22 protein-coding genes and 3 pseudogenes are annotated in these 24,234 nt (G+C 67.1%); 13 read left to right on the forward strand and 12 right to left on the reverse strand.

The window, feature by feature from the left end; translation table 11 throughout:
- The 8 genes and pseudogenes from A9X05_RS21130 to A9X05_RS21165 all read left to right on the forward strand — a co-directional run.
- Positions 1-226: pseudogene (locus A9X05_RS21130) on the forward strand (TetR/AcrR family transcriptional regulator); the annotation flags it as partial.
- A gap of 261 nt (positions 227-487) precedes the next feature.
- On the forward strand, positions 488-1,690 hold the full coding sequence (locus tag A9X05_RS21135; protein ID WP_067783909.1) for a cytochrome P450: 1,203 nt from the start codon (positions 488-490) through the stop codon (positions 1,688-1,690).
- Complete coding sequence (locus tag A9X05_RS21140; protein ID WP_067783911.1) at positions 1,690-2,526, forward strand: mycofactocin-coupled SDR family oxidoreductase; 837 nt, start codon at positions 1,690-1,692, stop codon at positions 2,524-2,526. Before A9X05_RS21135 ends, A9X05_RS21140 begins: the two co-directional genes overlap by 1 nt.
- A gap of 29 nt (positions 2,527-2,555) precedes the next feature.
- The gene (locus tag A9X05_RS21145; protein WP_067750192.1) at positions 2,556-3,524 is read left to right on the forward strand and encodes an enoyl-CoA hydratase/isomerase family protein; all 969 of its coding nucleotides are present in this window, start codon (positions 2,556-2,558) and stop codon (positions 3,522-3,524) included.
- Positions 3,525-3,540: 16 nt separating this feature from the next.
- Positions 3,541-5,874, forward strand: coding sequence for a CoA transferase (locus A9X05_RS30025; RefSeq protein ID WP_082971032.1), 2,334 nt, complete (start codon positions 3,541-3,543; stop codon positions 5,872-5,874).
- Positions 5,871-6,635: an SDR family NAD(P)-dependent oxidoreductase gene (locus A9X05_RS21155; RefSeq protein WP_067783912.1), complete on the forward strand. Its 765-nt coding sequence runs from the start codon at positions 5,871-5,873 to the stop codon at positions 6,633-6,635. Before A9X05_RS30025 ends, A9X05_RS21155 begins: the two co-directional genes overlap by 4 nt.
- A 4-nt stretch (positions 6,636-6,639) precedes the next feature.
- On the forward strand, positions 6,640-7,917 hold the full coding sequence (locus A9X05_RS21160) for a hypothetical protein (protein ID WP_067783913.1): 1,278 nt from the start codon (positions 6,640-6,642) through the stop codon (positions 7,915-7,917).
- 460 nt (positions 7,918-8,377) lie between these two features.
- Positions 8,378-9,502, forward strand: a complete 1,125-nt coding sequence (locus A9X05_RS21165) for an AI-2E family transporter (protein ID WP_067750314.1) — start codon at positions 8,378-8,380, stop codon at positions 9,500-9,502.
- Between the two features lie 65 nt (positions 9,503-9,567).
- Here A9X05_RS21165 and A9X05_RS21170 read toward each other — a convergent pair whose 3' ends face one another.
- Genes A9X05_RS21170 through A9X05_RS21185 form a run of 4 tightly spaced genes read right to left on the reverse strand, consistent with a single transcriptional unit; the run spans position 9,568 to position 13,922 of the window.
- Positions 9,568-10,422, reverse strand: coding sequence for an antibiotic biosynthesis monooxygenase (locus A9X05_RS21170; RefSeq protein ID WP_067750198.1), 855 nt, complete (start codon positions 10,420-10,422; stop codon positions 9,568-9,570).
- Positions 10,423-10,447: 25 nt separating this feature from the next.
- The gene (locus tag A9X05_RS21175; RefSeq protein WP_067750200.1) at positions 10,448-11,449 is read right to left on the reverse strand and encodes a VOC family protein; all 1,002 of its coding nucleotides are present in this window, start codon (positions 11,447-11,449) and stop codon (positions 10,448-10,450) included.
- 20 nt (positions 11,450-11,469) lie between these two features.
- Positions 11,470-12,315 carry an alpha/beta fold hydrolase gene (locus A9X05_RS21180; protein ID WP_067750202.1) on the reverse strand — a complete coding sequence of 282 codons (846 nt, stop codon included), beginning with the start codon at positions 12,313-12,315 and terminating at the stop codon, positions 11,470-11,472.
- Between the two features lie 11 nt (positions 12,316-12,326).
- The gene (locus tag A9X05_RS21185) at positions 12,327-13,922 is read right to left on the reverse strand and encodes a bifunctional 3-(3-hydroxy-phenyl)propionate/3-hydroxycinnamic acid hydroxylase (protein ID WP_067750204.1); all 1,596 of its coding nucleotides are present in this window, start codon (positions 13,920-13,922) and stop codon (positions 12,327-12,329) included.
- A gap of 91 nt (positions 13,923-14,013) precedes the next feature.
- Here A9X05_RS21185 and A9X05_RS21190 point away from each other — a divergent pair, with 91 nt between their 5' ends.
- Genes A9X05_RS21190 through dmpG form a run of 4 tightly spaced genes read left to right on the forward strand, consistent with a single transcriptional unit; the run spans position 14,014 to position 17,439 of the window.
- Complete coding sequence (locus A9X05_RS21190; RefSeq protein ID WP_067783915.1) at positions 14,014-14,673, forward strand: TetR/AcrR family transcriptional regulator; 660 nt, start codon at positions 14,014-14,016, stop codon at positions 14,671-14,673.
- The gene (locus A9X05_RS21195; RefSeq protein WP_067783917.1) at positions 14,670-15,458 is read left to right on the forward strand and encodes a 2-keto-4-pentenoate hydratase; all 789 of its coding nucleotides are present in this window, start codon (positions 14,670-14,672) and stop codon (positions 15,456-15,458) included. Before A9X05_RS21190 ends, A9X05_RS21195 begins: the two co-directional genes overlap by 4 nt.
- 11 nt (positions 15,459-15,469) lie before the next feature.
- Entirely contained in the window at positions 15,470-16,423 is a 954-nt protein-coding gene (locus A9X05_RS21200) for an acetaldehyde dehydrogenase (acetylating) (protein WP_082969689.1), read from the forward strand.
- Positions 16,420-17,439, forward strand: coding sequence for a 4-hydroxy-2-oxovalerate aldolase (gene dmpG / locus A9X05_RS21205; RefSeq protein ID WP_067783919.1), 1,020 nt, complete (start codon positions 16,420-16,422; stop codon positions 17,437-17,439). Before A9X05_RS21200 ends, dmpG begins: the two co-directional genes overlap by 4 nt.
- Positions 17,440-17,594: 155 nt before the next feature.
- Here the strand turns inward: dmpG and A9X05_RS21210 are convergent, their stop codons facing one another.
- The 6 genes and pseudogenes from A9X05_RS21210 to A9X05_RS21230 form a co-directional block, all read right to left on the reverse strand.
- Positions 17,595-18,719 carry a Xaa-Pro peptidase family protein gene (locus A9X05_RS21210; protein ID WP_067783921.1) on the reverse strand — a complete coding sequence of 375 codons (1,125 nt, stop codon included), beginning with the start codon at positions 18,717-18,719 and terminating at the stop codon, positions 17,595-17,597.
- Positions 18,709-19,944 carry a Xaa-Pro peptidase family protein gene (locus A9X05_RS21215; protein ID WP_067783923.1) on the reverse strand — a complete coding sequence of 412 codons (1,236 nt, stop codon included), beginning with the start codon at positions 19,942-19,944 and terminating at the stop codon, positions 18,709-18,711. The genes A9X05_RS21210 and A9X05_RS21215 overlap by 11 nt, the downstream gene beginning before the upstream one ends.
- Before the next feature lies 1 nt (position 19,945).
- Positions 19,946-20,164, reverse strand: a pseudogene (locus A9X05_RS21220) (amidohydrolase family protein); the annotation flags it as partial.
- Positions 20,156-20,302: pseudogene (locus A9X05_RS31765) on the reverse strand (short chain dehydrogenase); the annotation flags it as partial. The pseudogenes A9X05_RS31765 and A9X05_RS21220, both read right to left, overlap by 9 nt.
- A 39-nt stretch (positions 20,303-20,341) precedes the next feature.
- On the reverse strand, positions 20,342-21,565 hold the full coding sequence (locus A9X05_RS21225; RefSeq protein WP_067783927.1) for a cytochrome P450: 1,224 nt from the start codon (positions 21,563-21,565) through the stop codon (positions 20,342-20,344).
- A 40-nt stretch (positions 21,566-21,605) separates the two neighbouring features.
- Positions 21,606-22,283: a TetR family transcriptional regulator gene (locus A9X05_RS21230; RefSeq protein WP_067783929.1), complete on the reverse strand. Its 678-nt coding sequence runs from the start codon at positions 22,281-22,283 to the stop codon at positions 21,606-21,608.
- Between the two features lie 146 nt (positions 22,284-22,429).
- On the opposite strand from A9X05_RS21230, the gene A9X05_RS21235 reads away from it, so the two are divergent.
- On the forward strand, positions 22,430-22,906 hold the full coding sequence (locus tag A9X05_RS21235) for a nitroreductase family deazaflavin-dependent oxidoreductase (RefSeq protein WP_067783931.1): 477 nt from the start codon (positions 22,430-22,432) through the stop codon (positions 22,904-22,906).
- Positions 22,907-22,921: 15 nt separating this feature from the next.
- Here the strand turns inward: A9X05_RS21235 and A9X05_RS21240 are convergent, their stop codons facing one another.
- Positions 22,922-23,413 carry a DUF2231 domain-containing protein gene (locus A9X05_RS21240; RefSeq protein WP_067783932.1) on the reverse strand — a complete coding sequence of 164 codons (492 nt, stop codon included), beginning with the start codon at positions 23,411-23,413 and terminating at the stop codon, positions 22,922-22,924.
- 34 nt (positions 23,414-23,447) lie between these two features.
- Entirely contained in the window at positions 23,448-24,071 is a 624-nt protein-coding gene (locus A9X05_RS21245) for a hypothetical protein (protein ID WP_067783933.1), read from the reverse strand.
- Positions 24,072-24,234: the final 163 nt, after the last annotated feature.

Raw genomic sequence — 24,234 nt, forward strand, 5'->3', positions numbered from 1 at the left:
GGAACCCGCCGTCGTCGAGGACCTGAGCAACGTGACGCTGACGTTCATCAACGGGCTGCTCGTGCGGTTCGCCCACGGTGACCGGATCGTCGACACCCCCGAGCGGCTGGACGGGATCTTGTCGGCCATCGCGGCCGGCATTCTGCACAGCCCGCACCAGGGCCGGCTGACCAGTGCGGATGGGCGGGGCCAAGCCGGGGCGCACCGGGCCACGGCGCTCGGATGAGCGGCCCGTGCACGCACACCTCGGCGGCGGGTTGTGCGGCATGGGGTCTTGCCAGACCATTGCCCATATGGTTCTCTACGAGAATAGAGTTAGGCCACGTTGACGGGCCGATTTCAGCCCAGCCCGTTCCCATGTCTGAGCAAAGCAGTTAAGCGGAGTGTACAAATTGCCCGACCCGGATCCAGCGCTGCACTCCTGGCAGCGCGGGCGCTGCGCAAGCCGTACCAACACCCGGGAAGCGTCAGCGGTAGGAGGGATTTCGTGACGACGAGCACCGATAGCCATGTGCGATTCGACCCGTACGACGTCGAGCTGATCGCCGATCCGTACCCCATGTTCAAGCGCCTGCGTGACGAGGCGCCGCTGTATTACAACGCCGAATACGATTTCTACGCGCTGAGCCGATTCGCGGATGTAAACAAGGCAATCATCGACCACGGCACTTACAGCTCCGCAAGGGGCGTGATCATGGAACTGATCAAGGCCAACCTCGAGATCCCGTCGGGGATGCTGATCTTCGAAGACCCGCCGATCCACGACGTGCACCGCAAGCTGCTGTCGCGCATGTTCACCCCCCGAAAGATCGCCGCGCTCGAGCCGATGATCCGAGAGTTCTGCGCACAAGCGCTCGATCCGCTGGTGGGGTCGGGGCGGTTCGACTTCGTCACCGACCTGGGCGCGATCATGCCGATGAAGGTGATCAGCGCGTTGCTCGGCATCCCCGAAGAAGATCAGGAATACATCCGCGATCGCGGCAATGCTCAGTTGCGCACCGAGCCCGGTAAGCCGATGAGCGCCGCCGAGCACGGCCTCTCGGTGGGCGAGCAGTTCGAGGCCTACATCGACTGGCGCGCCGACAACCCGTCGGACGACATCATGACCGAGCTGCTCAACGTCGAATTCGTCGACGAGACCGGGACCACGCGGCGGCTGAGGCGCGAAGAAATCCTGGTGTACCTCAACGTGGTGGCGGGGGCCGGCAATGAAACGACCACGCGCCTGATCGGTTGGGCCGGAAAGGTTCTCGCCGAGCACCCGGAGCAGCGCCGTGAACTCGTCGAAAACCCCGCACTGATCCCGCAGGCCATCGAGGAGTTGCTGCGCTTCGAGCCGCCCGCGCCGCACATGGCGCGTTATGTCACGCGCGACGTGAGCCTCTACGACCAGACGGTGCCGGAGGGCAGCGTAATGCTGATGCTGATCGGTGCTGCGTGCCGCGACGAGCGGCAGTTCGGCCCCGACGCAGGCGAATTCAACATTCATCGTCCCGCCCGTCCGCACCTCACGTTCAGCGTGGGCGCCCACTTCTGCCTGGGTTCGGCGCTGGCGCGGCTGGAAGGCCGCGTCGCCCTCGAGGAAATCCTCAAGCGCTTCCCGCAGTGGGAGCCCGATCTGGCCAACGCAACACTCAGCCCGACGTCGTCGGTCCGGGGCTGGGAAACTCTGCCCACCGTGGTGCCCTGATGACCGGCCGGGTCGAGGGCAAGGTCGCGTTCGTCAGCGGCGCCGCCCGCGGCCAGGGCCGCAGCCATGCGGTGCGCTTGGCGCAGGAGGGCGCCGACATCATCGCGGTCGACGTCTGCGGGCCGATCGAGAACCTGGCCTACCCGCACTCGGTGCCGGAAGACCTGGCCGAGACGGCCGACTTGGTGAAAGCCCACGACCGTCGCATCGTCACCGCGCAGGTGGACGTCCGCGACTACGAGGGCCTGCGGTCCGCGCTGGACGACGGTGTGGAACAGCTCGGGCGGCTCGACATCATCGTCGCGAACGCGGGCGTGGGCACCGACGGCAGGAAGCTGCACAAGATCCGCGAGAACGTCTGGCAGGACATGATCGACATCAACCTGACCGGCGTCTGGCACACGGTCAAAGCGGGCGTCCCGCAGATTCTTTCGGGCGGCCGCGGCGGGTCGATCGTGCTCACCAGCTCGGTCGGCGGGCGCAAGGCGTACCCGAATACCGGCCACTACATCGCGGCCAAACACGGCGTCATCGGCCTGATGCGCGCCTTCGCCGTCGAGCTCGGCCAGCACATGATCCGCGTCAATTCGGTGCTACCCACCCAGGTCAGCACCACGATGGTGATGAATGACAACACGTTCCGGCTCTTCCGCCCCGACCTGGAGAATCCGGGGCCGGAGGACTTCGCCCCCATCTCGCAGATGATGCACACGCTGCCGGTGCCCTGGGTGGAAGCCGCGGACATCAGCAACGCGGTCCTGTTCCTCGCCTCTGACGAATCGCGTTATGTCACTGGCGTTTCGCTTCCCGTCGACGCGGGCAGCTTGCTCAAGTAGCGCCAATACAAGAGAAGTTGGAGAAGCCGATGCCCGAATACGACTACGAAGAGATGAAGAAGGAAGCCGAGCCGTACATCAAGTTCGAGAAGGACAAGAAGAACCGGATCGCCTATATCACGTTCAACCGCCCCGAGGAGCTCAACTCCACGACCTTGGGAATGCGTCAGAACTACGCCGACCTGATCCACAAGTGCAACGTGGACGACGACGTCAAGGTCGTCGTGATCCGCGGCGAGGGAGAGGATTTCGGCAGCGGCGGCGACCTGCCCGAGCAGCGGGGCATGCTGGAAAATCCCGGCATGCCGCTGCTGCACGAACTGGCGATCAACGACGACGACGTGAAGTACCCGCCCGGCGGATCGTATCGGTACCTGTCCACCGTCACCGACTTCTACGCGAAGGCCCGTGCGGGCAACCGGCCGCTTCAGGAACTGCGCAAGATCAGCATCATCGAGGCCAAGGGCTACTGCTACGGCTGGCACTTCTACCAGGCCGGCGATGCCGACCTGGTGATCGCCTCGGACGACGCCCTCTTCGGGCACCCGGCCTTCCGTTACGTGGGTTGGGGCCCGCGCCTGTGGTGGTGGGCCGAGACAATGGGCCTGCGCAAGTTCTCCGAGATGCTCTTCACCGGAAGACCATTCAGCGCCAAAGAGATGTACGAGTGCGGCTTCGTCAACAGCGTGGTGCCGCGGGAGAAGCTGGAAGCAGAGACGCTGAAATACGCGATGGCGTGCTCCCGCTCTCGCCCGACCGACACGGTCGCCGTGCAGAAGACGTTCCTGGAGCTCTACAAGCAGCATAAGGGCGAATACTTCGGCAGCCTGCTCACCGGCATGGTCGAAGGCATGCTGCCGATGATCGCCAACGACGCCGAGGAAGTCGACCTGACCGCCGGAACCTTCGAGAAGGGCCTCAACAACGTCGTCAAGGACAACGACCTGAACTTCCCGCCGGAGTGGCGCCTGAGCCGCTCGGGTCGCGCGAAGCCCTGACCTTCGGGGAGCTCGCATGTCGGCGCTGACGGGTTTCCGGGTGATTGAGCTGGCCGGATCCGTAGCGGTCGAGTACTGCGGAAAACTGTTGGCCGACTTCGGCGTCGAGATCATCAAGGTCGAGGCTCCGGAGGGCGGCAGCCCGACGCGGGCGATGGCCCCCATCCTGGCCGACGGGTGCGACGGCAGCGGGCTGTTCGCGTACCTGAACACCAACAAAAGGTCTGTCGTGCTCGATCGCGGTACCGCTTGCGGCGCCGAGTCCCTGCACAAGCTCATCGGCACCGCCGACGCGGTCATCGGAGATGGTGCTACCGACTGGTCCGCCCAGTATCCGGATGTGGTGTTCTGCTCGATCGCGCCGTTCGGACGGGGCGCGCCACCCGAATCCGCCAATGCCAAGAGCATCAACGTGTTCCATGCCAGCGGTTGGGGCTACCACACGCCCAGTCACCCGGATCTCAGCAAGCCGCCACTGCAGGGGCCCGGCCGGTTCCTCGCCGACTACGAAGCGGGGCTGGATGCCGCGCTCTGCGTGACCGCGTCCCTATTCGGGCGACTGCACAGCGGTCGAGGCGAGTCCATCGACATCTCCGGGCACGCGGTGCTGGCCTCCCGCGCCGACTGCATTCTGGGGCGATTCATCACCGGGGAGGTGACCGCCGCGGGTCACCGCGGCGACTTCGACCAAGCAGGCCCCGCAGCGTTTTTCGGGTGCGCCGATGGCTTCGTCTACCTCTACATGACCAGCCGCGCCCACTGGCTCGGCCTGAAAGAACTGATGGGTCAACCCGGCTGGCTGGCTGCTTTCGAGGATGACTGGCTGGAGTTCTTCGTGACCGCCGAGAAGGTTGCCGCATTCCATCGCGGCTTCGCGGCATGGATTCGGGACCTTGCCAAGGACGACGCCTCCGACCGGGCCCAGCGACTGGGGGTGCCGCTGGTGCCGGTGAACGACGCCGCGAACCTTCATGACTCGCCGCAATACCGGCATCGCGGCTTCTTCCAGTGGGTGCGCCACCCGGTGCTGGGCGACGCGGCATACCCGACGGTGCCGTACGCGCTCAGCGCGTCACCGGCTCGAATCACCGATCCCGCACCGACGCTCGGTCAGCACACGCGGCGGGTGCTGGACCGCATCGATTCGGTGCGGCCGCGGCCGCAGGTCGCGTCGCCGCAGTTGAAGCCCCCGATGATTCCGCGGGGCGGGCCGCTGGAGGGGGTGCGGGTCGTCGAGCTCACCAAGGTGTGGGCCGGCCCGTATGCCGGCAAGCTGCTCGCGATGCTGGGCGCCGAGGTCGTCAAGATCGAAACCGCGGGCAGCCCCGAGGAGATGCGCGCTTACGGCGGCACCGACATCAACCACGCGCCGTACTTTCTGAGCATCAACCCCGAAATCCTCAGCGTGGACCTGGACATCAAGTCCGCCGAGGGCATGTCGCGGCTGCGGGAGCTGATCGGCCGCAGCGACGTCGTGCTCAACAACCTTCGCCCGGGCGCGATGGAACGCCAGGGCCTGGGGTACGCGCAACTGAGGGAGATCAAACCGGACATCATCTCGGTGTCGATCAAGATGTGGGGCAACGACGGGCCACTGGGCCACCAAACCGGTTACGCGCCCTGCTTCGCCGCCCTGGCGGGGCTGGCCTCGCTGGTCGGCTACCGCGGCGGCCCGCCGCTTGGAACCAGCATGCGTTACGGCGATTCGACCGTCGGAGCGGCGGCCGCGTACGCCGCCGTGGTCGCGCTGCTTCATCGTGAACTGACCGGCGCAGGCCAATTCGTCGACATATCAGCGGTGGAGACCCTGTCGTCCATGATCGGCGACCGGCTCCTCGAGCAAGCGCTGACCGGCCGTCGCCTCGAGGCCAGCGGCAACGATCATCCGGACATGTGCCCGCACGGCTGCTACCCGTGCGCGGACGGTGCCTGGATTGCCGTGGCGGTCACCGACGACGCGCAATGGCGGGCGTTGTGCGAGGTGCTCGGCGCCGAGTCGCTCGCAAGCGAGGGCCGTTACGCGCGCATGGACCAGCGGCGGCACCACGCCGAGACGCTCGATGCATGTCTTACCCAACTCACCCGACGCCATGACGCCGAGCGCCTGGCGCAGCGCCTGCGCGCGGCCGGGGTTCCGGCCGGCAAGAGCGCCACCTCGCTCGACGTGATCAGTGATCAACGGCTGTGGGACCGCGAGCTGTATCGATTCGTCAGCGATCATCGTGAGGGCCAGCGCCCGATCGTCGGGCCGTCCTGGCGGATGGCCCGCAGCCAGGCGCGCATCGCCCGCGGCGCGCCGGACCTGGGCGAGCACACCGAGTATGTGCTGCACGGGATACTGGGCGCATGACGGCGACACTTGCACGTACCGCGGCCCTGGTCACCGGCGCCAGCAGCGGGATCGGCGCCGCGACGGCGAAGGCGCTGGCCGCCGAGGGCGCGGCGGTGGCCCTGCTCGCGCGCCGCGCGGACCGGCTCGCGGAACTGAAAGCCGACATCGAATCCACCGGGGGCACAGCGCTTGCGGTGACCGCCGACGTCACCGATGCCGAACAGGTGTCGGCGGCCGTCCAGCGCGCGGTGACGGAGTTCGGCCGGCTGGACACGGTGGTGAACAACGCCGGGTTGATGCAGTCCGGCCCCGCGGCCGAGGCGTCGCTGCGCGATTGGGACGCCATGTTGACGGTGAACGTGCAAGGGGTCCTGTACGTCAGTCGAGCGGCGCTCCCGCACCTGATCAACGCCGCGGCCGACTCACCGCGCGGTGTCGCCGATCTGGTCACCATCAGCTCGACGGCCGGTTGGGTCGCCCGGCCCAACACGGCCGTCTACTCGTTGACGAAGTTCGGTGTGAATGCTTTCAGCGAGGGCATTCGGCAAGAGGTGCTCGGCCAGCGGGTGCGTGTCGGCGTCGTCGGCCCCGGAACGGTCGACACCGAGATCTTCGGTCACCTGGCCGAATCGTCCCGGGAAGCGTTCGAGCGCCAGACCGCGGGCATGGTCAAGTTGCGGCCCGAAGACATCGCCGACGCGGTGCTGTTCATGGTGACTCGTGATCGCCGGGTGGCGGTCAACCACATGCTGGTGCGTGCGGCCGAACAAACCTGGTAGTCGGTTGAATTCGCATTGGGCTGTGGGCGACCACTACGGGTTGGCGTTTCCGGCCGACGCGGCGGCGCTGCACACCGGCGGTGCGCGCTTTCTCACCGAGGCGTTTCTGGCATCGGGAGCGATGCGGGACAACAGTGTCAGTCGCGTCACCGGTTTCCGCGAGGTGACCGGGGGCAGCACCGGCCGGAAAGTCGCGCTCTCGGTCGAATACGCCCAGCCCGCACCGAACCTGCGCACGGATTTGTTCGTCAAGTTCTCGCGTGACTTCGACGAGCCGGCGCGCGATCGCGGCAAGACACAGATGGAGCCGGAGGTGCGGTTCGCCGCACTGTCGAGGGCGCCGGGTTTTCCGATCGCGGTGCCCGAGCCGCAATTCGCCGACTATCACCGCCATACCGGCACCGGGATCCTGATCAGCAGGCGGATTCGATTCGGCGAGAACGGAATCGAGCCCCATTACCACAAGTGCCTCGACTACGAGATGCCCCGGCCCTTGGAGCATTACCGGGCATTGCTCACCGCGCTGGCCCGGCTCGCCGGGACCCACCGGTCCGGGCGGTTGCCGGCGGCATTGACCGAACACTTTCCGCTGGACGTGGCCGCGGCGACGGTGGGGGAGCGTGCGCCGCTGTCGGCGGACAAGCTGGAACGCCGACTGGAAGAGCTGGCCGAATTTGCGCGGGCCCATAGCGGATTGCTGCCGGCCGGTTCGGCGGAATTGACGGCCCGCCTGCGTGACGACGTGCCGCGGTTCGCGGACCACGAGCACGAGATCACCCGCCTTCTGGCCGGCGACTCCGACTATGTCGCGCTGTGCCATTGGAACGCCAACATCGACAACGCGTGGTTCTGGCGCGACACGGGCGGCGTTCTGCGCTGCGGCCTGATGGATTGGGGGTGCGTCGGGCAGATGAACCTGGGCATGGCGATCTGGGGAGCCATGTCGGGCGCCGAAACCGATTTGTGGGCAGCCCATCTCGACGAACTGCTACGGCTGTTCGCTACCGAGTTCCGTCGTTGCGGTGGGCCGGAACTCGATCCGGTTCGGTTGCGCCGGAACACCTTGCTCTACGCGGCGACCATGGGCGTTGCCTGGCTCCTTGGTGTGCCGGGAATGATCCGGAAACGCTTCGAGGCCATTCCGAACAGCCGCACGCATCCCCTGATCCGCGACGACGAGAGCGTGCGGGCACCGCTGCAGATGCTGTCGAACCTTCTGTTCGTGTGGGAACGGCATCGCGTGGCCACGCTGCTCGATGACGTACTCGCCGATGGCGATTGAGCTACGGCTCATCGTCGTCGCCATCTCGAAGCATCGGGTGCTGAAAAGTGTTGGTGCGGGGCTGACCGCGGTCCAAGCGCGTGGGCGGATCGAGGCGGCCGCCGCCTCGCAGCTGCCGGGCAGCGCCCACGACGACCGCAGCCACCATTCCGCGCGCTACCCAGCCTGCGGCCCTCGCCATTCCTCACCCCCGGCCGGCTCAGCAAGGGGACCGGAATACGAGTCTCGACTGGAAAATCGCCCGAAGGGACACCACCGGGGTCGACGGCGGCCACGGACTTCGTTCGAGTGGGATCTGTGATTTTGGCCCGGGTCGGATAGCTCAGCGTCACTGTTAAAGACGACGCCGCGGACATCGTGGGTTCATTCCCTGCTGACGAACGGAGTTGGGACAGTGGAGAACAACAACAACGGCCCGGCCGGCGGTAAGGACCTCGCCGATCGGGGCCATCACCGCCGCGTGGGTCGCCCGCACCGCGACGAGGAAGGGGCGATCGCGGCCGCCGAAAACGCCGCGGCGCGACTACGATCGGACAGCCACCCGTTCGGTACCCGGGGTCAACGATTCGATCGGCGTTCGCCGTTCTATCTGGGGCTGACGGCCTCGGCCGGTGTGGCAGTCACCTATGGGGCGGTGCGGATGCTCGGGGCAGCGTCCTCGGTTCTGGTCTTGATCGGGGCGGCGATATTTTTTGCCCTCGGGCTTGAGCCTGCGGTGTCCGGGCTAGTGAACCGCAAACTGCCGCGCTGGGCCGCGGTAAGCCTCGTGGTCGTGACCGTGTTTGGGGTCCTCGCCGGTGCCGTGGCGGCGGCGGTCCCCCCGCTGGTGCAGGAAGCCCGTCAATTCGTCGAGCAGGTCCCACATTTTCTTCAGCAGGCACAGAGCCGCTCCACCGTGATCGGGGGACTAAACGAGCGCTTCCATGTTCAACAGCGGATCGGCGACATGCTCCACAATTCGGGCTCGCCAGCCGTTGGGGGCCTCCTCAAGGCCGGGGAGACCATCTTCGGAGCACTGTCACACGTCGGGATTGTGGCCGTGCTCACCGTCTACTTTCTGGCCGAACTGCCGCGGATCCGATCGACCATGTATCGGTTGGTCCCGAAGTCGCGGCGACCGCGCGCGATCCTCATCGGCGACGAGGTGATGGCGAAGTTCGGTGACTACGTTTTCGGCAATGTGCTGACCTCTGTCATCGCCGGGGCGGCGACGTTCGCATGGTGCTTCGTCCTGCATGTTCCATATGCGGTGCTGCTCGGCCTGTTCGTCGCGATCATCGATCTATTCCCCTATGGGTCAACGGTCGGCGGGTTTGTGGTCGCGCTGGTGGCGCTGACGGTGTCCATCCCGGTCAGTATCGCCACTGTGGCTTTCTACGTCGCCTTCCGGTTGGCCGAGGACTACCTGTTGACGCCCAAGATCATCGGGCGTGCGGTGAGAGTGCCCGGAGGAGTGACCGTGTTCGCCGTTCTCATCGGCGCGGCGCTGCTCGGGGTAGTAGGGGCGTTGGTCGCGATACCCGTCGCCGCGGCAGTCCAGCTTCTGGTTTCGGAACTCCTCTTTCCGACGCTGGATGAAGCATGATGGGGTCCGCCCCACCGGCGCGTGGCCCGGACCGTCCCATGCGGCTCGACATTTCGGCCGATGAGTTAGGTCAGCCACCCTCGTAGCGCACGGGTGATTAGCGGCATCACGAGCCATGTCAGGATCGCCACGTTTGCCACCGCGGTCAGCGGCACCACGGCCCACAGTGGAAGGTCGGGGGCGGTCGACTGGCGGACAGCGGTGACCAGAAGTGATACCGGTATCAATCCGGCGATCACTGCGATCGCTTGTTTCCATTGTTTGGGTCCCGCCCCCGGCGGGCTAAACCAGCCGGCGTAGCCACCGACGACGTTGACGGTTCGCTCGCTTTCGGTCAGCGCCGACATGGCGCGCAGAATGTTCCGGCGTTGCGCAGACCTCATCCAGCGGTCGAGATCGTCGCGGGTGTGAAACGTCAGCAGCGCCACCGTGTCCGGTTGAGCGCCCGCGACGGCCGGGATGAGTTGGTGGCGGATAAGACCACCCAGCGCGCCGGCGGCCGCCACGGCATTCTCGTGGAGCTCGCGGTGGGCCTTTTCGGCTCCCTGGCGTAAACGGACAGCACTGATCAGGGTGACGCTATCGGTTCGGGGTTGAACGATGCGTTGCTCTATAGGCCGATCCTTAAGATATGCGTCGCATTCAGCGATCAAGGCCGCGCGCTGTGCAGAGCACAGCCACGCATCAAGGTCTCGCTCTGACCGAAACTGATAGATCACCACCCACTCGCACGGGTGGTTCTCGTCGGGTGGCTGCACGCTCATGCCGATGTAACCGGAAGACCGCTCGATTGCCCGGCGCAGGCGGCGCAGCCAGCGTCGAAACCGCCGGTTTTCGTTGTCGTTTACTCGCCGCGATATGACCACGGTGGCATAGCCGGGACCGTGAGACGTCACCGCGCCGGCGGCGGTGGCGCTCATGACGGCATGATCCGGCTCGCTTACCTCAGTCGTCGGCGATCGCCGGGGAACTGAGCGCGGGGACGGTGTCCTCGCGATGCAGCACCGACCGCGCGGCCACGGCGAACATCTCGAGCTTGTCGACCACGGTCTGCCCCTCCAGCTTGTGCCCCCAGATGCTGATGCCCTGGTGGGTCGTCGGCTTCCAGACGGACTCGTCGACGACGATCGGGTTCCAGCCGACCTCCCACTCGAATCCCGACGGGGTCATCGCGTAGTACGACAGTTCCTTGTCGTTGGTGTGCTGCCCGACCGACATCGTCATCTCGAAACCCAGTGCCTTGACGCGCTGATACGACGCCACCATGTCGTCGAGCGTGGCGGCTTGGACGTTCACGTGTTGCACCCGCGTGCGAATCGGGTTGACGGGCAACATGTTCACGGACGCGATCGCCACGGAGTGGTGACGTTCGTTGACGCGCAGGAAGCGGACCTTCAGCTTCAGGCCGTTGATCGTCTCGTCGATGTAGTCCGACAGGCGCGCGTTGAACACGTGGTCGTAGTAGCCCCGCATCTCGTGCGGCTTCTTCGTGAAGATCGCCACGTGGCCCAATCCGCCCGCGCCGGTGACGAACCCGCTGCCCGGTATATCCAGCGCCAGCGGCGCCGTGCGGGCGGTGGTGTACACCTCCTGGGTCAGCCCGTTGGGTCCGGGGAACCGCAGGAAGCGCTCCACGCCGCGGAGTTTGGCGTCGTCGTCGGAGCCCTCCACGGCCGGCACGCCGTGGTCGGTGACCCGCCGGCAGATTTCGTCGAAGGTGGCGTGGTCGTCGAGATGCCAACCGAAGGCGACGACGTCCTCCGCCGGCCCCTGCCGCAGCAGGAAGCGACATTCGTTGGCGTCCAAGCGAAACCGCATCGTGTCGGGCAGCATCTCGTCGAGGTGCATGCCGATCGCGTCGCGGCCGAAGCGCTTCCAGTCGGCGAACTTGTTGGTTTCGATCACGACATAGCCCAGGTGGACGTTGCCGAAGACGTCAGTGGTCATGAGATTCTCCTTACAGATGGTCAGGCCGTCAGGAACGCGGTGGTGACGGCGTTGAAGAAGTCGGCGCGTTCCCACTGGACCCAGTGGCCCGTGTTCGCCGTGATGAGCACGTCGGCGTTGGGCATCCGCTCGCCCAGCATTGCCGCGCCGCTGGGCTTGTTGACCTTGTCGTCACGTCCCCAGATGACGAGCGTCGGGGTGTTCAGGTGCTTGAGCCGGCGGTCGCGGGTGAAGTCCATTCGCCACAACACCCTTGGGCCCGTCGGCCGTTGCAGGGGCGGATTGGCGACGACCTCGGGCTCGATCGACGACTGGTAGCGCGCCTCGATCAGGGCCTCCGGGACGGATTCGCCGTCGTACACCAGATACGAGCGGATGAAGGTGCGCAGCTTTTCGGGGCTGGGCCCGTCGCCGCCGTAGTACGACAGCAGGCTTTTCAGCCCCGCGGTCGGCAGCCCACGGCTCGTCCCGACACCGCCCGGCCCCATCAGCACGAGTTTGTCGACCCGATGCGGGCTGTCCAGGGCGAGGCGCAACGCGCAGGCACCGCCGAGGGAGTTGCCGACTAGGTGCGCGCGCTGGATGCCGAGTTGGTCGAACATGCCGCGGATGTGCTCGGCCAGGTAGCCGAACGGATCGTCGCGATCGACCCCCTTGGACGAGCGGCCGTAGCCGGGCATGTCGGGGACGATCACGCGGAAGTTCTCGGCCAGCGGCTCGATGTTCTGCGAATAGTTCGACACGCCCGACGCGCCCGGGCCGCCGCCGTGCAGGAGGACCACCGGTGGGCCGTCCCCAGCCTCGACGAGGAAGATGTCTTTCCCGTTGACGCGCACGGTGCGCTCGATCATGGTGTTGCTGGTCATCGAATCCGTCCTTAAACCGTGGCGATCGCAAGTGCGGCGTTGCCGGGCGCAGCGGGTCGCCGCTCAATAAATCCGGCCGGGGGCCCCGGCAACCGCTGGTCTTCCTTTGCGGCGGCGTAGACGAACCCGTCGGGCCGCACCACCACCACCGACGCGCCGCGCTTGTCGAGCCAGCGCGTGAGAATGCCGTCGGCGTCCACGACGCTGTCAGCGCTCGGAACCGCCCCGGGCACAAGGATTTTCAGGACGGGGACGCCCGCCTCACGCCACTCCCGCAGATCGGGGGCCGGCCCGAGGTGCAGCACGGTCCAGCGGCCGCCGATGACGTCGTCCAGGCGGACGGCGTCACCCTTCTCCTCGACCACCCACGGCTGCTGGATGAGCCAGCCGACGGCACCGTTTCCGTTGTGCGCCAACAAACCCTTCTGGTAACGCGCGTCGGGCAGCCAGCGGTGCTGGCGGAGCCAGGACGTGAACCCGGGCACCTTGCTCGCGGTGCGGAAGAAGTGGTTTCGCACGGCGGCGCGCCGCGGGTCGCGTTGGATGATCAGCTTGCCCGTCTTGACCGCGCGGTTGGTGACCTCCTTCACGTGTGGCATCCGCTCAGCCTGGTAGGTGTCCAGCACCGACTCGGGCAGCGACCCGTTCAGCACCGCGGCCAGCTTCCAGCACAGGTTCGCCACGTCGCGAACACCGGCGCACATGCCCTGGCCGATCCACGGTGGCATCGCGTGCGCGGCGTCCCCGGCCAGGAAGACGCGGCCGACGCGCCACCGGTCGGCGAAGCGGACGTGGTGGCTATAGCAGGCGAACCCGAGGATCTTCACGTTGTCGGGCGAGATCCCCTGCCCCCGCAGCACCTTCCAGATCGCCTCCTCGGAGAGGAGATCCTTCTCGTCCTCCTCGTCTCGCACCGGGAACTCCCACCGGTGGTGACCCAGCGGGGTGGGGCAGTCGACGGTCGGCCGCTCCGGGTTGCAGTGAAAGCGCAGCCGGTCGTGGCCCGGCCATTCCTTGAGCACCTTGGTGTCGATGACGATCCAACGCTCCCCGTAGGTGCGCCCGCTGAAACCGATGCCCAGCTGGCCGCGGATGAAGCTCGACCCACCGTCCGCGGCGATCACGTACGACGCCCGGATCCGGCGGAACTCGTCGGCGCGAAGATCGGCCAGCATGAGTTCGACGTGATCGTCACGCTGGACCACCCGCAGGCACTCGTGCTCGAGGAGGACCGTGACGTTGGGGAAGCGGTCCACCCCTTCGCGCAGCACCTTCTCCAGTGCCGGCTGGTAGATGAACTGTTGCGGCGGGTGGCCGTTGCCCCGCGACACCGGCAGGAGCCGCACGAACGGAACGCCGTCGGCGTCGACGAAGTTGGCGCCGTTGCCGGGCTGCATGTCGGCGTTGAGCCGGTCGGCCAGGCCGACCTGTTGCCAGATGCGCACGACCTCTTCGTCGGTGGAGATGGCCCGCGCGCGTACGTAGATGTTCGGATCGCGCTCGACGACGACGACCTTGAGGCCCAGCTGGCCGAGCAGGTTGGCGGCGGTGACGCCGACCGGCCCGTACCCGACGATCGCTACGTCATGAATCGGTTGGTCTGACATGAGGGGAACCTTCGGTGGAGAGGTTGTTAATGTAGTGCTCCATACAGTAAGCTCTCGATAGCGTGATCGTCAACACCCCGGAGGAGGGAATGTGGCACAGAAAAAATCGGCCGGCCCTGAGGCCGCCGAACCCCGTGCTCAGCGGCGCACGCGGGCCAATGGCGAGCAGTCGCGCGAGCGGATCCTGGACGCGGCGACCGAGGTCGCCACGGAACGCGGCTACGACGGCACCACGATCTCACTGGTCAGCAAGAAGAGCGGCCTGCCTCCGACTTCCATCTACTGGCATTTCGCCGACAAGGACGACCTGATCGCGGCGGTCATCGAGCGCAGCTTCCAGCGCTGGCTGGCCGAGCTCGACCTGACAGAAGTGACGCCGGACCGCGAGTGGATGACGGAGTTCGGCGGCCGGGTCGCCAAGGCCCTGCTCGATGCGCCGGACTTCCTCCGCCTCGGGCTGATGCTGAGCCTGGAGCGTCGGCCCGTCGAACCGCGGGCCAGGGAGATGTTCCTCGAGGTGCGCGATCGCGCGTTCCACCGGTTCGCGGAGATGGTGCGGCAGCTTGCCCCGGAGCTCGGCGACGAAGGTGTGCACCTGCTAACCACCTACGCGATTGCCGGCGCCGACGGGTTGTTCATCGCCAAGGAAGTCGGCGGGGACTCCGTCGATCTGGTCAGGCTGTTGGACCTGCACGTCCGCATCGTCTTCGACATGGCGGCCAAGCTGCTCGAACCGGGGGAGCCGGCATGACCGTTCAATCCGCTCAGCTGACCGACGCCGCACAACTGCTCTACGACGCGCAGAGCACCCGCGTCCCGATCGAGCCGCTGACGCAGATGTATCCGAATATGACGGTGGCCCAGGCGTATTCGGTGCAGCGCGCCAACATGGTCCGCTATCTCGCCGAGGGTCGCACGCTGCGCGGCCACAAGATCGGCATCACCTCCGCGCCCATGCAGCAGCTGCTGGGGGTCGACGAGCCCGATTTCGGCTACGTCCTCGACAGCATGGTGCTCCCCGACGCGGCGACCGTGCCGGTCACCGCGTTCTGCGCGCCGCGCGTCGAGCCTGAGGTCGCCTTCCTGATGCGCGCGCCGCTGCGCGGGCCGGGCGTGACGATCGGCGACGTGCTGGCCGCCACCGAGGCCGTCGCCCCGGCGTTGGAGATCGTTGACAGCCGGATCGCCGATTGGCGGATCACGTTGGCGGACACCGTGGCCGACAACGCGAGCTCCGGTGCGGTGGTGCTGGGCGAGTGGGTGCCGATCGGCCGGGCGCCGGCGCTCCCCGAGACCACCGCGACACTCGTCGTCAACGGCGTGACCGTCGCCACGGGCGCGGGCACCGCCGTGCTGGGTCATCCCGCCGCCGCCGTCGCCTGGCTGGCCAACGCGGTCGCGAAATACGGCACTGCCATCGAGGCCGGCGCGTTCGTCATGTCCGGCTCGTATACCACGGCGCCGTTCGTCGGCGCGGGAGATCGGGCGTCGGCGGCGGTCAGCGGGCTCGGCGCCGTCAGCGTGACTTTCGAGTAGGGAGCAGTTCAGTGAGTAACGAACGATATCCGGTCGCCATCATCGGGTCGGGCAACATCGGCACCGACCTGATGATCAAGGTCCTCCGCAGCGACGGGCCGCTGGAGATGGCGGCAATGATCGGCATCGACCCGGGGTCCGACGGGCTGGCCCGGGCGAAACGCCTTGGCGTCCCCGTGTCTTCGGAGGGGATCGAGGGCCTGCTCGCGATGCCCCACTTCGACGAGATCCGGCTGGTGTTCGACGCCACCAGCGCCGGCGCCCATGTCCGGCACTGGAACTTTCTGCGCGACAAGGACGTTCGCGTCCTCGACCTGACGCCGGCGGCCGTCGGACCATTCTGCGTGCCGGTGGTGAACCTGGAGGACCACATCGACGCGCCGAACCTGAACATGGTGACGTGCGGGGGGCAGGCCACCGTGCCGATCGTCGCCGCCGTCAACAACGCGGCCCCGGTGTCGTACGCCGAAATCGTCTCGTCCATCTCGTCGAAGTCGGCCGGCCCGGGCACGCGCGCGAACATCGACGAGTTCATCGAGACGACCGCCACCGCGCTCAAAGTGGTTGGCGGAGCGCAGCGCAGCAAGGCGGTGATCGTCCTCAACCCGGCCGACCCCCCGATCCTCATGCGCAACACCGTCTACTGCCTGGTCGAGGGCGACTGCGACCACGAGGCCATCGGCGCCTCGATCGCCGAGATGGTGGAGCGGGTCACCCGGTATGTGCCGGGCTACAAGCTCACCAAGCCCGTCCAGTTCGAGACGTTCGACGCCGACCGTCCGCTGCACATCCCGGAGACCGGGAAGTTCATGGGCACCCGGGTCACCGTGATGCTGCAGGTGACGGGCGCCGCGCACTACCTCCCCGCCTATGCGGGCAACCTCGACATCATGACGTCGGCCGCCCTGGCCACCGCGGAACGAATCGCCGCGCACTCGATGACGACTGTGGGGGTGAGGAAATGAGCAAGCCGCTGTACATCAGTGATGTCACGCTGCGTGACGGCATGCACGCCGTGCGACACTCTTACACCCTGGAGCAGGTCACCGAGATCGCCCGGGCGCTCGACCAGGCGGGGGTGGACTCTATCGAGGTCGCCCATGGAGACGGGCTGGCCGGGTCCAGCTGCGTCTACGGATTCGGCGCCCACACCGACCTGGAGTGGATCGAGGCCGTGGCCGGGACCGTAGAGCGGGCCAAGGTGGCGACCCTCGTGCTGCCGGGCATCGGGACCGTCCGCGACCTGACCGCCGCGCACCGGGCGGGCGCGAGTGTCGTACGCGTCGCGACGCACTGCACCGAGGCCGACATCTCCGCGCACCACATCGTCGCGGCGCGCGAACTCGGCATGGACACCGTCGGTTTCCTCATGATGAGCCACATGACCACCCCGCAGAAGCTCGCCGAGCAGGCCGTCCTGATGGAGGGATACGGGGCCGGGTGCGTCTATGTCGTCGACTCCGGGGGCGCGATGACCATGCGCGACGTCGCCGAACGGGTCGACGCGGTGCGGCAAAGCCTCGACAGTGCAACCGAAGTCGGCATCCATGCCCACCACAACATGTCGCTGGGTGTGGCGAATTCGATGGTCGCCGTGGAGCATGGCGCTCACCGCGTCGACGCATCACTGACGGGTATGGGCGCCGGCGCCGGTAACGCGCCGCTGGAGGTCTTCGTCGCGGCGGCCACCCGGATGGGCTGGCAACACGGCTGTGACCTCAACGCGCTCGAGGACGCCGCCGACGACCTTGTGCGGCCCCTGCAGCAGCGTCCGGTGCGCGTGGACCGGGAGACGTTGACGCTGGGATACGCGGGCGTGTACTCAAGTTTCCTGCGTCATGCCGAGGCAACTGCCGAACGGTTCGGCGTCGATGCGCGCACGCTTCTGGTCGAAGCCGGGCGCAGGGGCTTGGTCGGCGGCCAGGAGGACGTGCTTATCGATATCGCCCTCGACCTGACCGGGGAACGGGTTTCCGGGTAACCCCGGAGGTTTTGAGGTGGCAACGAAGGCATCGAGAGGCGACCCGCAGGTGTCTCCGAGGTTGCCCTCCTGTGTCGCCGACGCTGCCCGGCTGGGCTCTCGGCCGACCGCAGTGATATCGGGATCACGGAACTCACCCAGTGACGCAAGTGATTCTATTGACCCGACCACGACGGGCTGGCGGTCAGCACGTGGGGACCGCCCTCGGTGATGTGAACGGTGTCCCGTCTGAATAGCGCCCCGACACCCTTTTCCCAGACATACGCGGTGATGGCCAACACCATCCCCGCCTCCAGTTGGTCGAATTCGCCCGCTGCCAGCAGGGTTTGGGACACCACCGGCGGATCGAATCCCAGCCCCAATCCGTGCGCGATCGGCATCGGCGGAATCGGCTCGCCGGCGGCCTGATAGGCGGCCACCAAGTCCGAGGTGGGCGCGCCGGGCCGGCAGGCCGCAAGCATGTTGTCGTACAACGTGTTCGACCGCTCGAACAGGTCGCGCGTAGCCCGGTCGGCGTGGTCGCCGGCCGGCCACGTCCGGCCCACTTCCGCGACATAGCCGTTCGCCAGGGCCCCCGCGGCGAACGCGACCAGATCACCCGGCCGCCCCTCGCCCGATCCGGCGCGACGCCACGGGTGCTCCTTCGACGTCACCCACGCCGCGTCCTGGGTGGCGGGCGTGCTCACACCGCCCGCGGCCATGGCCTCCATCATGGCCCCCGCCAGCGCTCGTTCCGACACGCCCGGCGCGAATTCGGCCAGCGCGGCGGCAAGTCCGCGCTCGGCGACCCGGAGCGCCGTCGCCATGGCCGCGATCTCGTCGGCCGTCTTGACGCGCCGCGCCGCCCGCATCGCGGGCTCCGCGTCGACGAGCTCGGCGTTCGGGAACGCCTCCGGCAGCAGGGCGGCGAAAGTCGGAGTGATCGCATCGGTTCCGACCCGACGCGCGGTGTGGGCGCCATCGATCTTCGTCAGCACGTCGATGAGCGTCATCGGGTTCCAGGCCAGCCCGTACAGGTGATCGTGCCCGATCTCCTCCGGCACCCCCTCGTCGTCGGTGCTGTTGAGATAGATCTCGCCTGACCCGCGCACCACGACGCACATCGGGCCGAACGGTCGCGTCCCGGCGATCCACAACTGCGGTGCGCCGGTCACGTAACGAATGTTGGCTTGACGCCCAAGCACCAGCATGTCCAGCCCGTGCGCGTCCATCTGCGCCAACGCGCGGTCCCGGCGGCCCATCCGCAGCGCCGTGGGGTCGGGCAGAACTTCAGTCGCCATAGGGGGAGTAGGGGTAGTCGGTGATCGGCAGGTAGCCGTCTTCGGTGATCACCACGATCTCCTCACTGCGATAACCGCCCGTCCCGTCTTCCCACACCACGGGTTCCAGCACCAGAACCGTTCCGACCGGCAAGACGAAGTTGTCGTCGAACTCTTCGCCGAGATCCGTTCCGATCATGGGAGCTTCGGCGGGATAGGTCCCGATACCGTGGCCCAGATAGAAATGCGGCAACCAGGGTTTGCGGCCGCCGTTGGCGGCAATCGCCGCACGCGCCAGATCGCCGGAGCTGACACCGGCTTTGGTCACCGCGAGCACCGCGTCCATGATCGAACGCCATTGTCGGAACTGGTCCTGCTGTCGCTGGGTGGGCGGGCGACCGACCACCCAGGTCCGGCCGAAATCGGAGCAGTACCCGGCATAGGTGATGCTGATGTCGGTCCATAGCACGTCGCCGGCGGCCAGTTCACGATCGGTGGGAAGCAGCGGCAGCGCCAGATCGCCATGTGTCGTCCACACTCCGGCTTCTCGCGAACTCGGCATCACCTGCCAGATGGCCTCCAGCATGTTCGTGGTGGCACCCAGCTCGAAGGCGCGACGCACCAGCGTGGCCGACAGGTCGATCTGGCGGACCCCCGGCGCCAACGCCCGCTGCACGTCCACGATCGCCTGTTCGGTGATGCGGGTGGCCCGGCGAAGGCAGGACAACTCATCGCGAGTCTTCACCAATTGCGCAGCACCAACCACGATCGCCGCATCCGTCGGCTCGCCCCCGGGGAACAGCCTGCGGCCGGCCCTTCGCATCGCTCCGGTCAGTTCGTCGACCGCGACGTTCGCGCCCGGTGGGATCAGCCCAGCCAGCTCACGCGCGAATTGCTCGACGCCATGGTCGAATTCGAGGTAGACGGGCCCGTGCAGATGGTCGTCGGGCACCGGCGATTCCGCGGACGCTCCGCCGCGAAACGGCATGAACAGGTGCGGATGTTCGTCGTCGGCGAGCACGACCGCGACCGGGCGCTCCACGTGCGACAGCCCCGCGTCCAAGAGCGGCCAACTGGCGCCCGTCGCGTATCCGACGTAGCCGTTCATCAGCAGTATCAGCGCGTCCACGCCGTGATCGGCCATCGCGGACCGCAGCCTAGCGCCAGTCTCGGAACGCATGCGCGCCCTATCCGGCTCATCGGGGATGTCGATGAGTGTGCCCGGGACACTGAGTGATTCGGTCATCTCACAGGTCCGAGAACGTTCTGATGTTTGCGCTGGCGACGCGGACCGTGTTCTCGGTACCGACGGCGTCGACGACCGCGGCCAGCGACCGCTCCGAGTAGCCGTAGGTGCTCTCGTTGTGCGGGTAGTCCGACGACCACATCACCTTGTCGATTCCGATCTCGTCGACCTGGGCGAGCCCCAGACCATCCACCATAAACGAGGCGCACGTGTGGGAGTCCCCGAACTGCAATTCGAAGCCGCCTCGGGCCTCCTGGCGTTGCGGCGGCGTCATGATGCCGGCGTTGTTGAGCAAGATGTCAACGGGCCGGGCCTCGGCCGTCAGCTCGTTGCCCAGCGGCGCAACGCTTTCCAGCGAACGCCCGCAAGTCGGGCACCTGCGGGCCCGGGTCGGGTTTCACCATGTCACTGGCAGGTCATAGAGACCGTAAGCCAGCGCGTCGTGCTTGAAGGGCAGTTCTTCCAGCGGCGCCGCGAGGCGCAGGGTTGGGACGCGACGCAGGAGCGTGGGCAGGACGATTTGCAATTCCATCCGGGCCAGCTGTTGCCCGACGCACTGGTGGCGACCGTAGCCGAACCCGACGTGCGGTCCGTCCTCGCGGCGCAGGTCCAGGCGGTCCGGGTCGGGGAACTGCCGGCCGTCCCAGTTCGCCGGAGCGACGTCGAGGATGATGCCCTCGCCGGCTCGGATGGTCTCGCCACCCACGTCGATGTCCTCGACCGCGATCCGCCGCTGGCCGGTTTGGATGATGCTGAGGTAGCGCATCAATTCCTCGACCGCGACGGCGATCACCTGCGGATCGTCTGTGTCGCGCATCAGCGCCAGCTGGTCGGGATGGTCGAGCAGGGCCGCGACGCTCAGGCTGATCATGTTGGCCGTCGTCTCGTGACCGGCGATGAGCACACCGGTGGCCAGCTGGGCCGCCTCGCGCACGGTGAGCTCTTCGGCGTTGACCCGCTCGGCGAGGTCGGAAACCAGATCGTCGGAGGGTCTTTGCATCTTGGCCCGCACCAAGTTCGCCAGGTACTTCGCCAGCGACGCCGCGCCCTGCGCCGTGTCTTCCTCGGTGGCGTAGCGGTCCATGCCGCGCTGGGCCTGGGTCTGGAAGAAATCCGCGTCCTGGTAGGGCACGCCCAGCAACTGGCTGATGACCAGGGAGGGGACCGGCAGCGCCAACGTGCTGACGATGTCACCCGGCTTTGGGCCGGCCAGCAACGCGTCGACGTGGTCGTCGGTGATCTGCTGCACCGCAGGCCGCAGCGCCTCAACCCGCTTGAAGGTGAACGGTTTTGAGAGCATCCGGCGAAACCTGGTGTGCTCCTCGGCGTCGGAGGTGAACACCGAACGCGGCCGCTTGTGCACCGTCGCGAGCATGCCCTCGTTCCAATGCGGATAGCCCGGGAGCCGGTCGTCGACGCTGGTCCGCGAGTCGGTGAACAACGCCCGGGTCGCCTCATAGCCGTGGATCAGCCAGGGCGTGCTGTCGTCCCAGATCCGGACCCGGCTCAACTGTCTGTCGGCGTTGAGCTGCAGCACTTCTGGCGGCGGGGCGAAAGGGCAACCCGGCGCCCGCGACATGGGGAACTCCGGAATATCGGTGTCGGTCGAGACGTCGGTCATCGTGCTTCCTCGGTTTGGCCTGTTCTGGTGTGCGGCGGGGCTAGGTGCCCGCCGCGCTCACATGGACCGGTGCGCGCCACAGGCCGACGATCGCGTCGATCAGGCCCTCGCCGGCGACCGGCCAGGCCGAACGCGACCGCGGCCCGTGCTCGGCCAGAGCGCCTTCGTGCTCGGCGCAGGTGTGCATGAGCAGGTTGCGCACCATGACCATCCGTTCGGACCGCACCCGCCTGGGCAGGTCGGGAAGGCAACGGTTGATGCCGTCGATGGTTTGCACCAGCAGCGGCGACGCGAGCGCGTCTTTGGTGACGACGTGGCGGTACGTGGGATCGGCCATCGCCTGGGCGGCGAAGCGGGCGTACCAGCTGGGGGCGCCCAGCGCATGCAGATGATCGGTCAGTGGCCGCACCAGCGCGCCCACCCAGTCGCGCAGGTCGGCCGAATCGCCGATTGCGGTCAGCAGTTGCGCGCGCAGTGCCTCGATCGGCTTCCGATGCTTGTCCTCGATCGCCCGGAGCAGGTCCGTCCTGGTGCCGAAGTGATAGCAAGCCGCGGCGTTGTTGCCCTGCCCGGCCGCCTCGCTGATCTGCCGGTTCGATACCGCATACATGCCGCGCTCGGCGAACAGCACTTCCGCGGCCGACAGGATCGCCTCCCGGGTGCCCGTCGACCTGTCGGAGCGGGCGGCCCGTTCGGCGGTCATCGCCCCAGTGAACACGGACCATCATATTAAATCAAGCAGTTTATTTAATCGGGTGCGGCACCAGGAGGCGTGACGGGGCGCCCGCATCGGAAACCCCGGCCGTCAAGGTCATTTCACCGCTCCGACGCCCGCGCCGGGGCGGCCGGGAATACAGTCTGCGTATGAATCCGCTGCAGCGGGTGGCCCGGAATCCGGCAGCCTACCGCCGGCTCGTCCTGACTGGCCGGCCGGTCGCGGAAAGTCTTGAGGCGCTGCTTCGCTTCGCGACGACCGGACGGTTCGGGGTACTCGATCTCGTGGGCCTGCCGAACGTACAGATCACCACGTCGGGCCGCAAGACGGGCCTCGCCCGTACCGCGACCGTGCAGTACGTGCCGCTCGACGGCGGGTTGCTGGTGGTCGGCTCCAACTGGGGCCGAGACCGCCATCCCTCGTGGTCGGCGAACCTCAAAGCGACACAACGCGTTACCGTCCGCAGGCGCGGCCATCGCTTCGTGGCATCGGTCCGGCTGCTCACCGGTGCGGAACGTGACCAAGCATGGTCCACGGCCGTGGCGCACTGGCCGAACTACCAGGTCGCCCAGGATCGCGCGGGCCCGCGCAAATTCCGGCTCTTTCTCCTCATGCCAACCGCATAGGCGCCGCGACGACCGCTAACCCGGGTGCGATTTCTGCAGACGCGCGATCTCGTCACCCCAAACCGATTGCGCCCCAGCATCACCCACGCGGTAGATCTGGATCGTCGATGCGATGGCGACGGCGAGCACCAGTATCGCGATGGTCGCCCGGACGGCCACGCGGCTCTTGTCCGAGCGGCGTTCGATCAGGCGCATCGCCACGAGCACCAACGCGGCCGCCAGCAGCGCGGCCGCGAAGTAGGTCATCGTGCCGCCCAGGGCGGCGTGTTTTTGCAGGATGGCGCTGGGTTTGGCCCGCAGGTCATACAGCCATTCCCCGGCGTCCACCGTGATCGGCGTGAGCACCATGGTGGCGATGGCCGATATCACCGCCAGCCACAACAGGGGGCCGCGCCGCGCCGTCGGCCACAACACGCAGACGATCTCCAGCAGGGCGGTCACGGGTACGAGCACCACGACGAAATGCAGCAGCAGCGCATGGGCCGGCATGCCGTTGATGACGGTCATCGGGCTCCTCGGGTTGTGGGCGGTCCGCTCGCGCTCAGCCGCCGAGCCCCTTCTTGATGACCGCGTCCTGTTTCTGGCCGACATCGTTGACGAAATCCGCGGGGGCCAGCGTGTCGGGCGGTCCGTCGAACTGCAGTGTCACGAAGGCCCTCCCCTCGGTGAACATCAGCAGGGTCACACCCTTGTTGTGGTCGGGGGAGTTACCCAGCAGGGTCGTTCCGCCCGTCCCGACGGTGGCGGCTTGCGTGGTCGGGTTCTTGATCACGTCACCCTGACCGCCCTTGGCCGCGTTCAACGCGTTCGTGGCGGCGCCAGGGTCGGCCAACACCTGGATGGTGTCTTTGATGACGTGGCTGCCGTCCTCGTCCTTGAACGTCGTCGCGATGCCGGGCTGGCCGTTCGGGTTGCTGATCGGCGGGGTCGCCGTGAACGGAATCGGGGCATTGATGTCGCTGGCCTGGATCAGCAACCCGGTGTAGTCACTCGGCTGGGCGGGGCCCGACGACGCCGGCGCCGAGCTCTGGGCGCTGGTAGCCGAGCTGGACGATCCCGGCTTGGACGTCGAAGGCGTCGAATTCTTGCCGCCGCACCCCGACACCGCCACCGCCAGCGCCGTCGTCGCCGCGACTCCCGCGGCCACCGTCCGTGAAGTCCTCATCGTTCGAGCTCCCTTCCCAGGCCGCCTTCGGCGCCACAGTCGAGTTCGTTCCCGAATCGCACAGTACATTGCGGCGTGGCGCGGGCGTGGCGCCGAAGGCGGCCTGGCAGGCGATGAGTTGTCTACTCCAATTGGTCGCGCAGGCAGCGCAGGGTGCTGGCCT

Source organism: Mycobacterium sp. E3298, assembly GCF_001666895.1.
Classification (GTDB): Bacteria; Actinomycetota; Actinomycetes; order Mycobacteriales; family Mycobacteriaceae; genus Mycobacterium.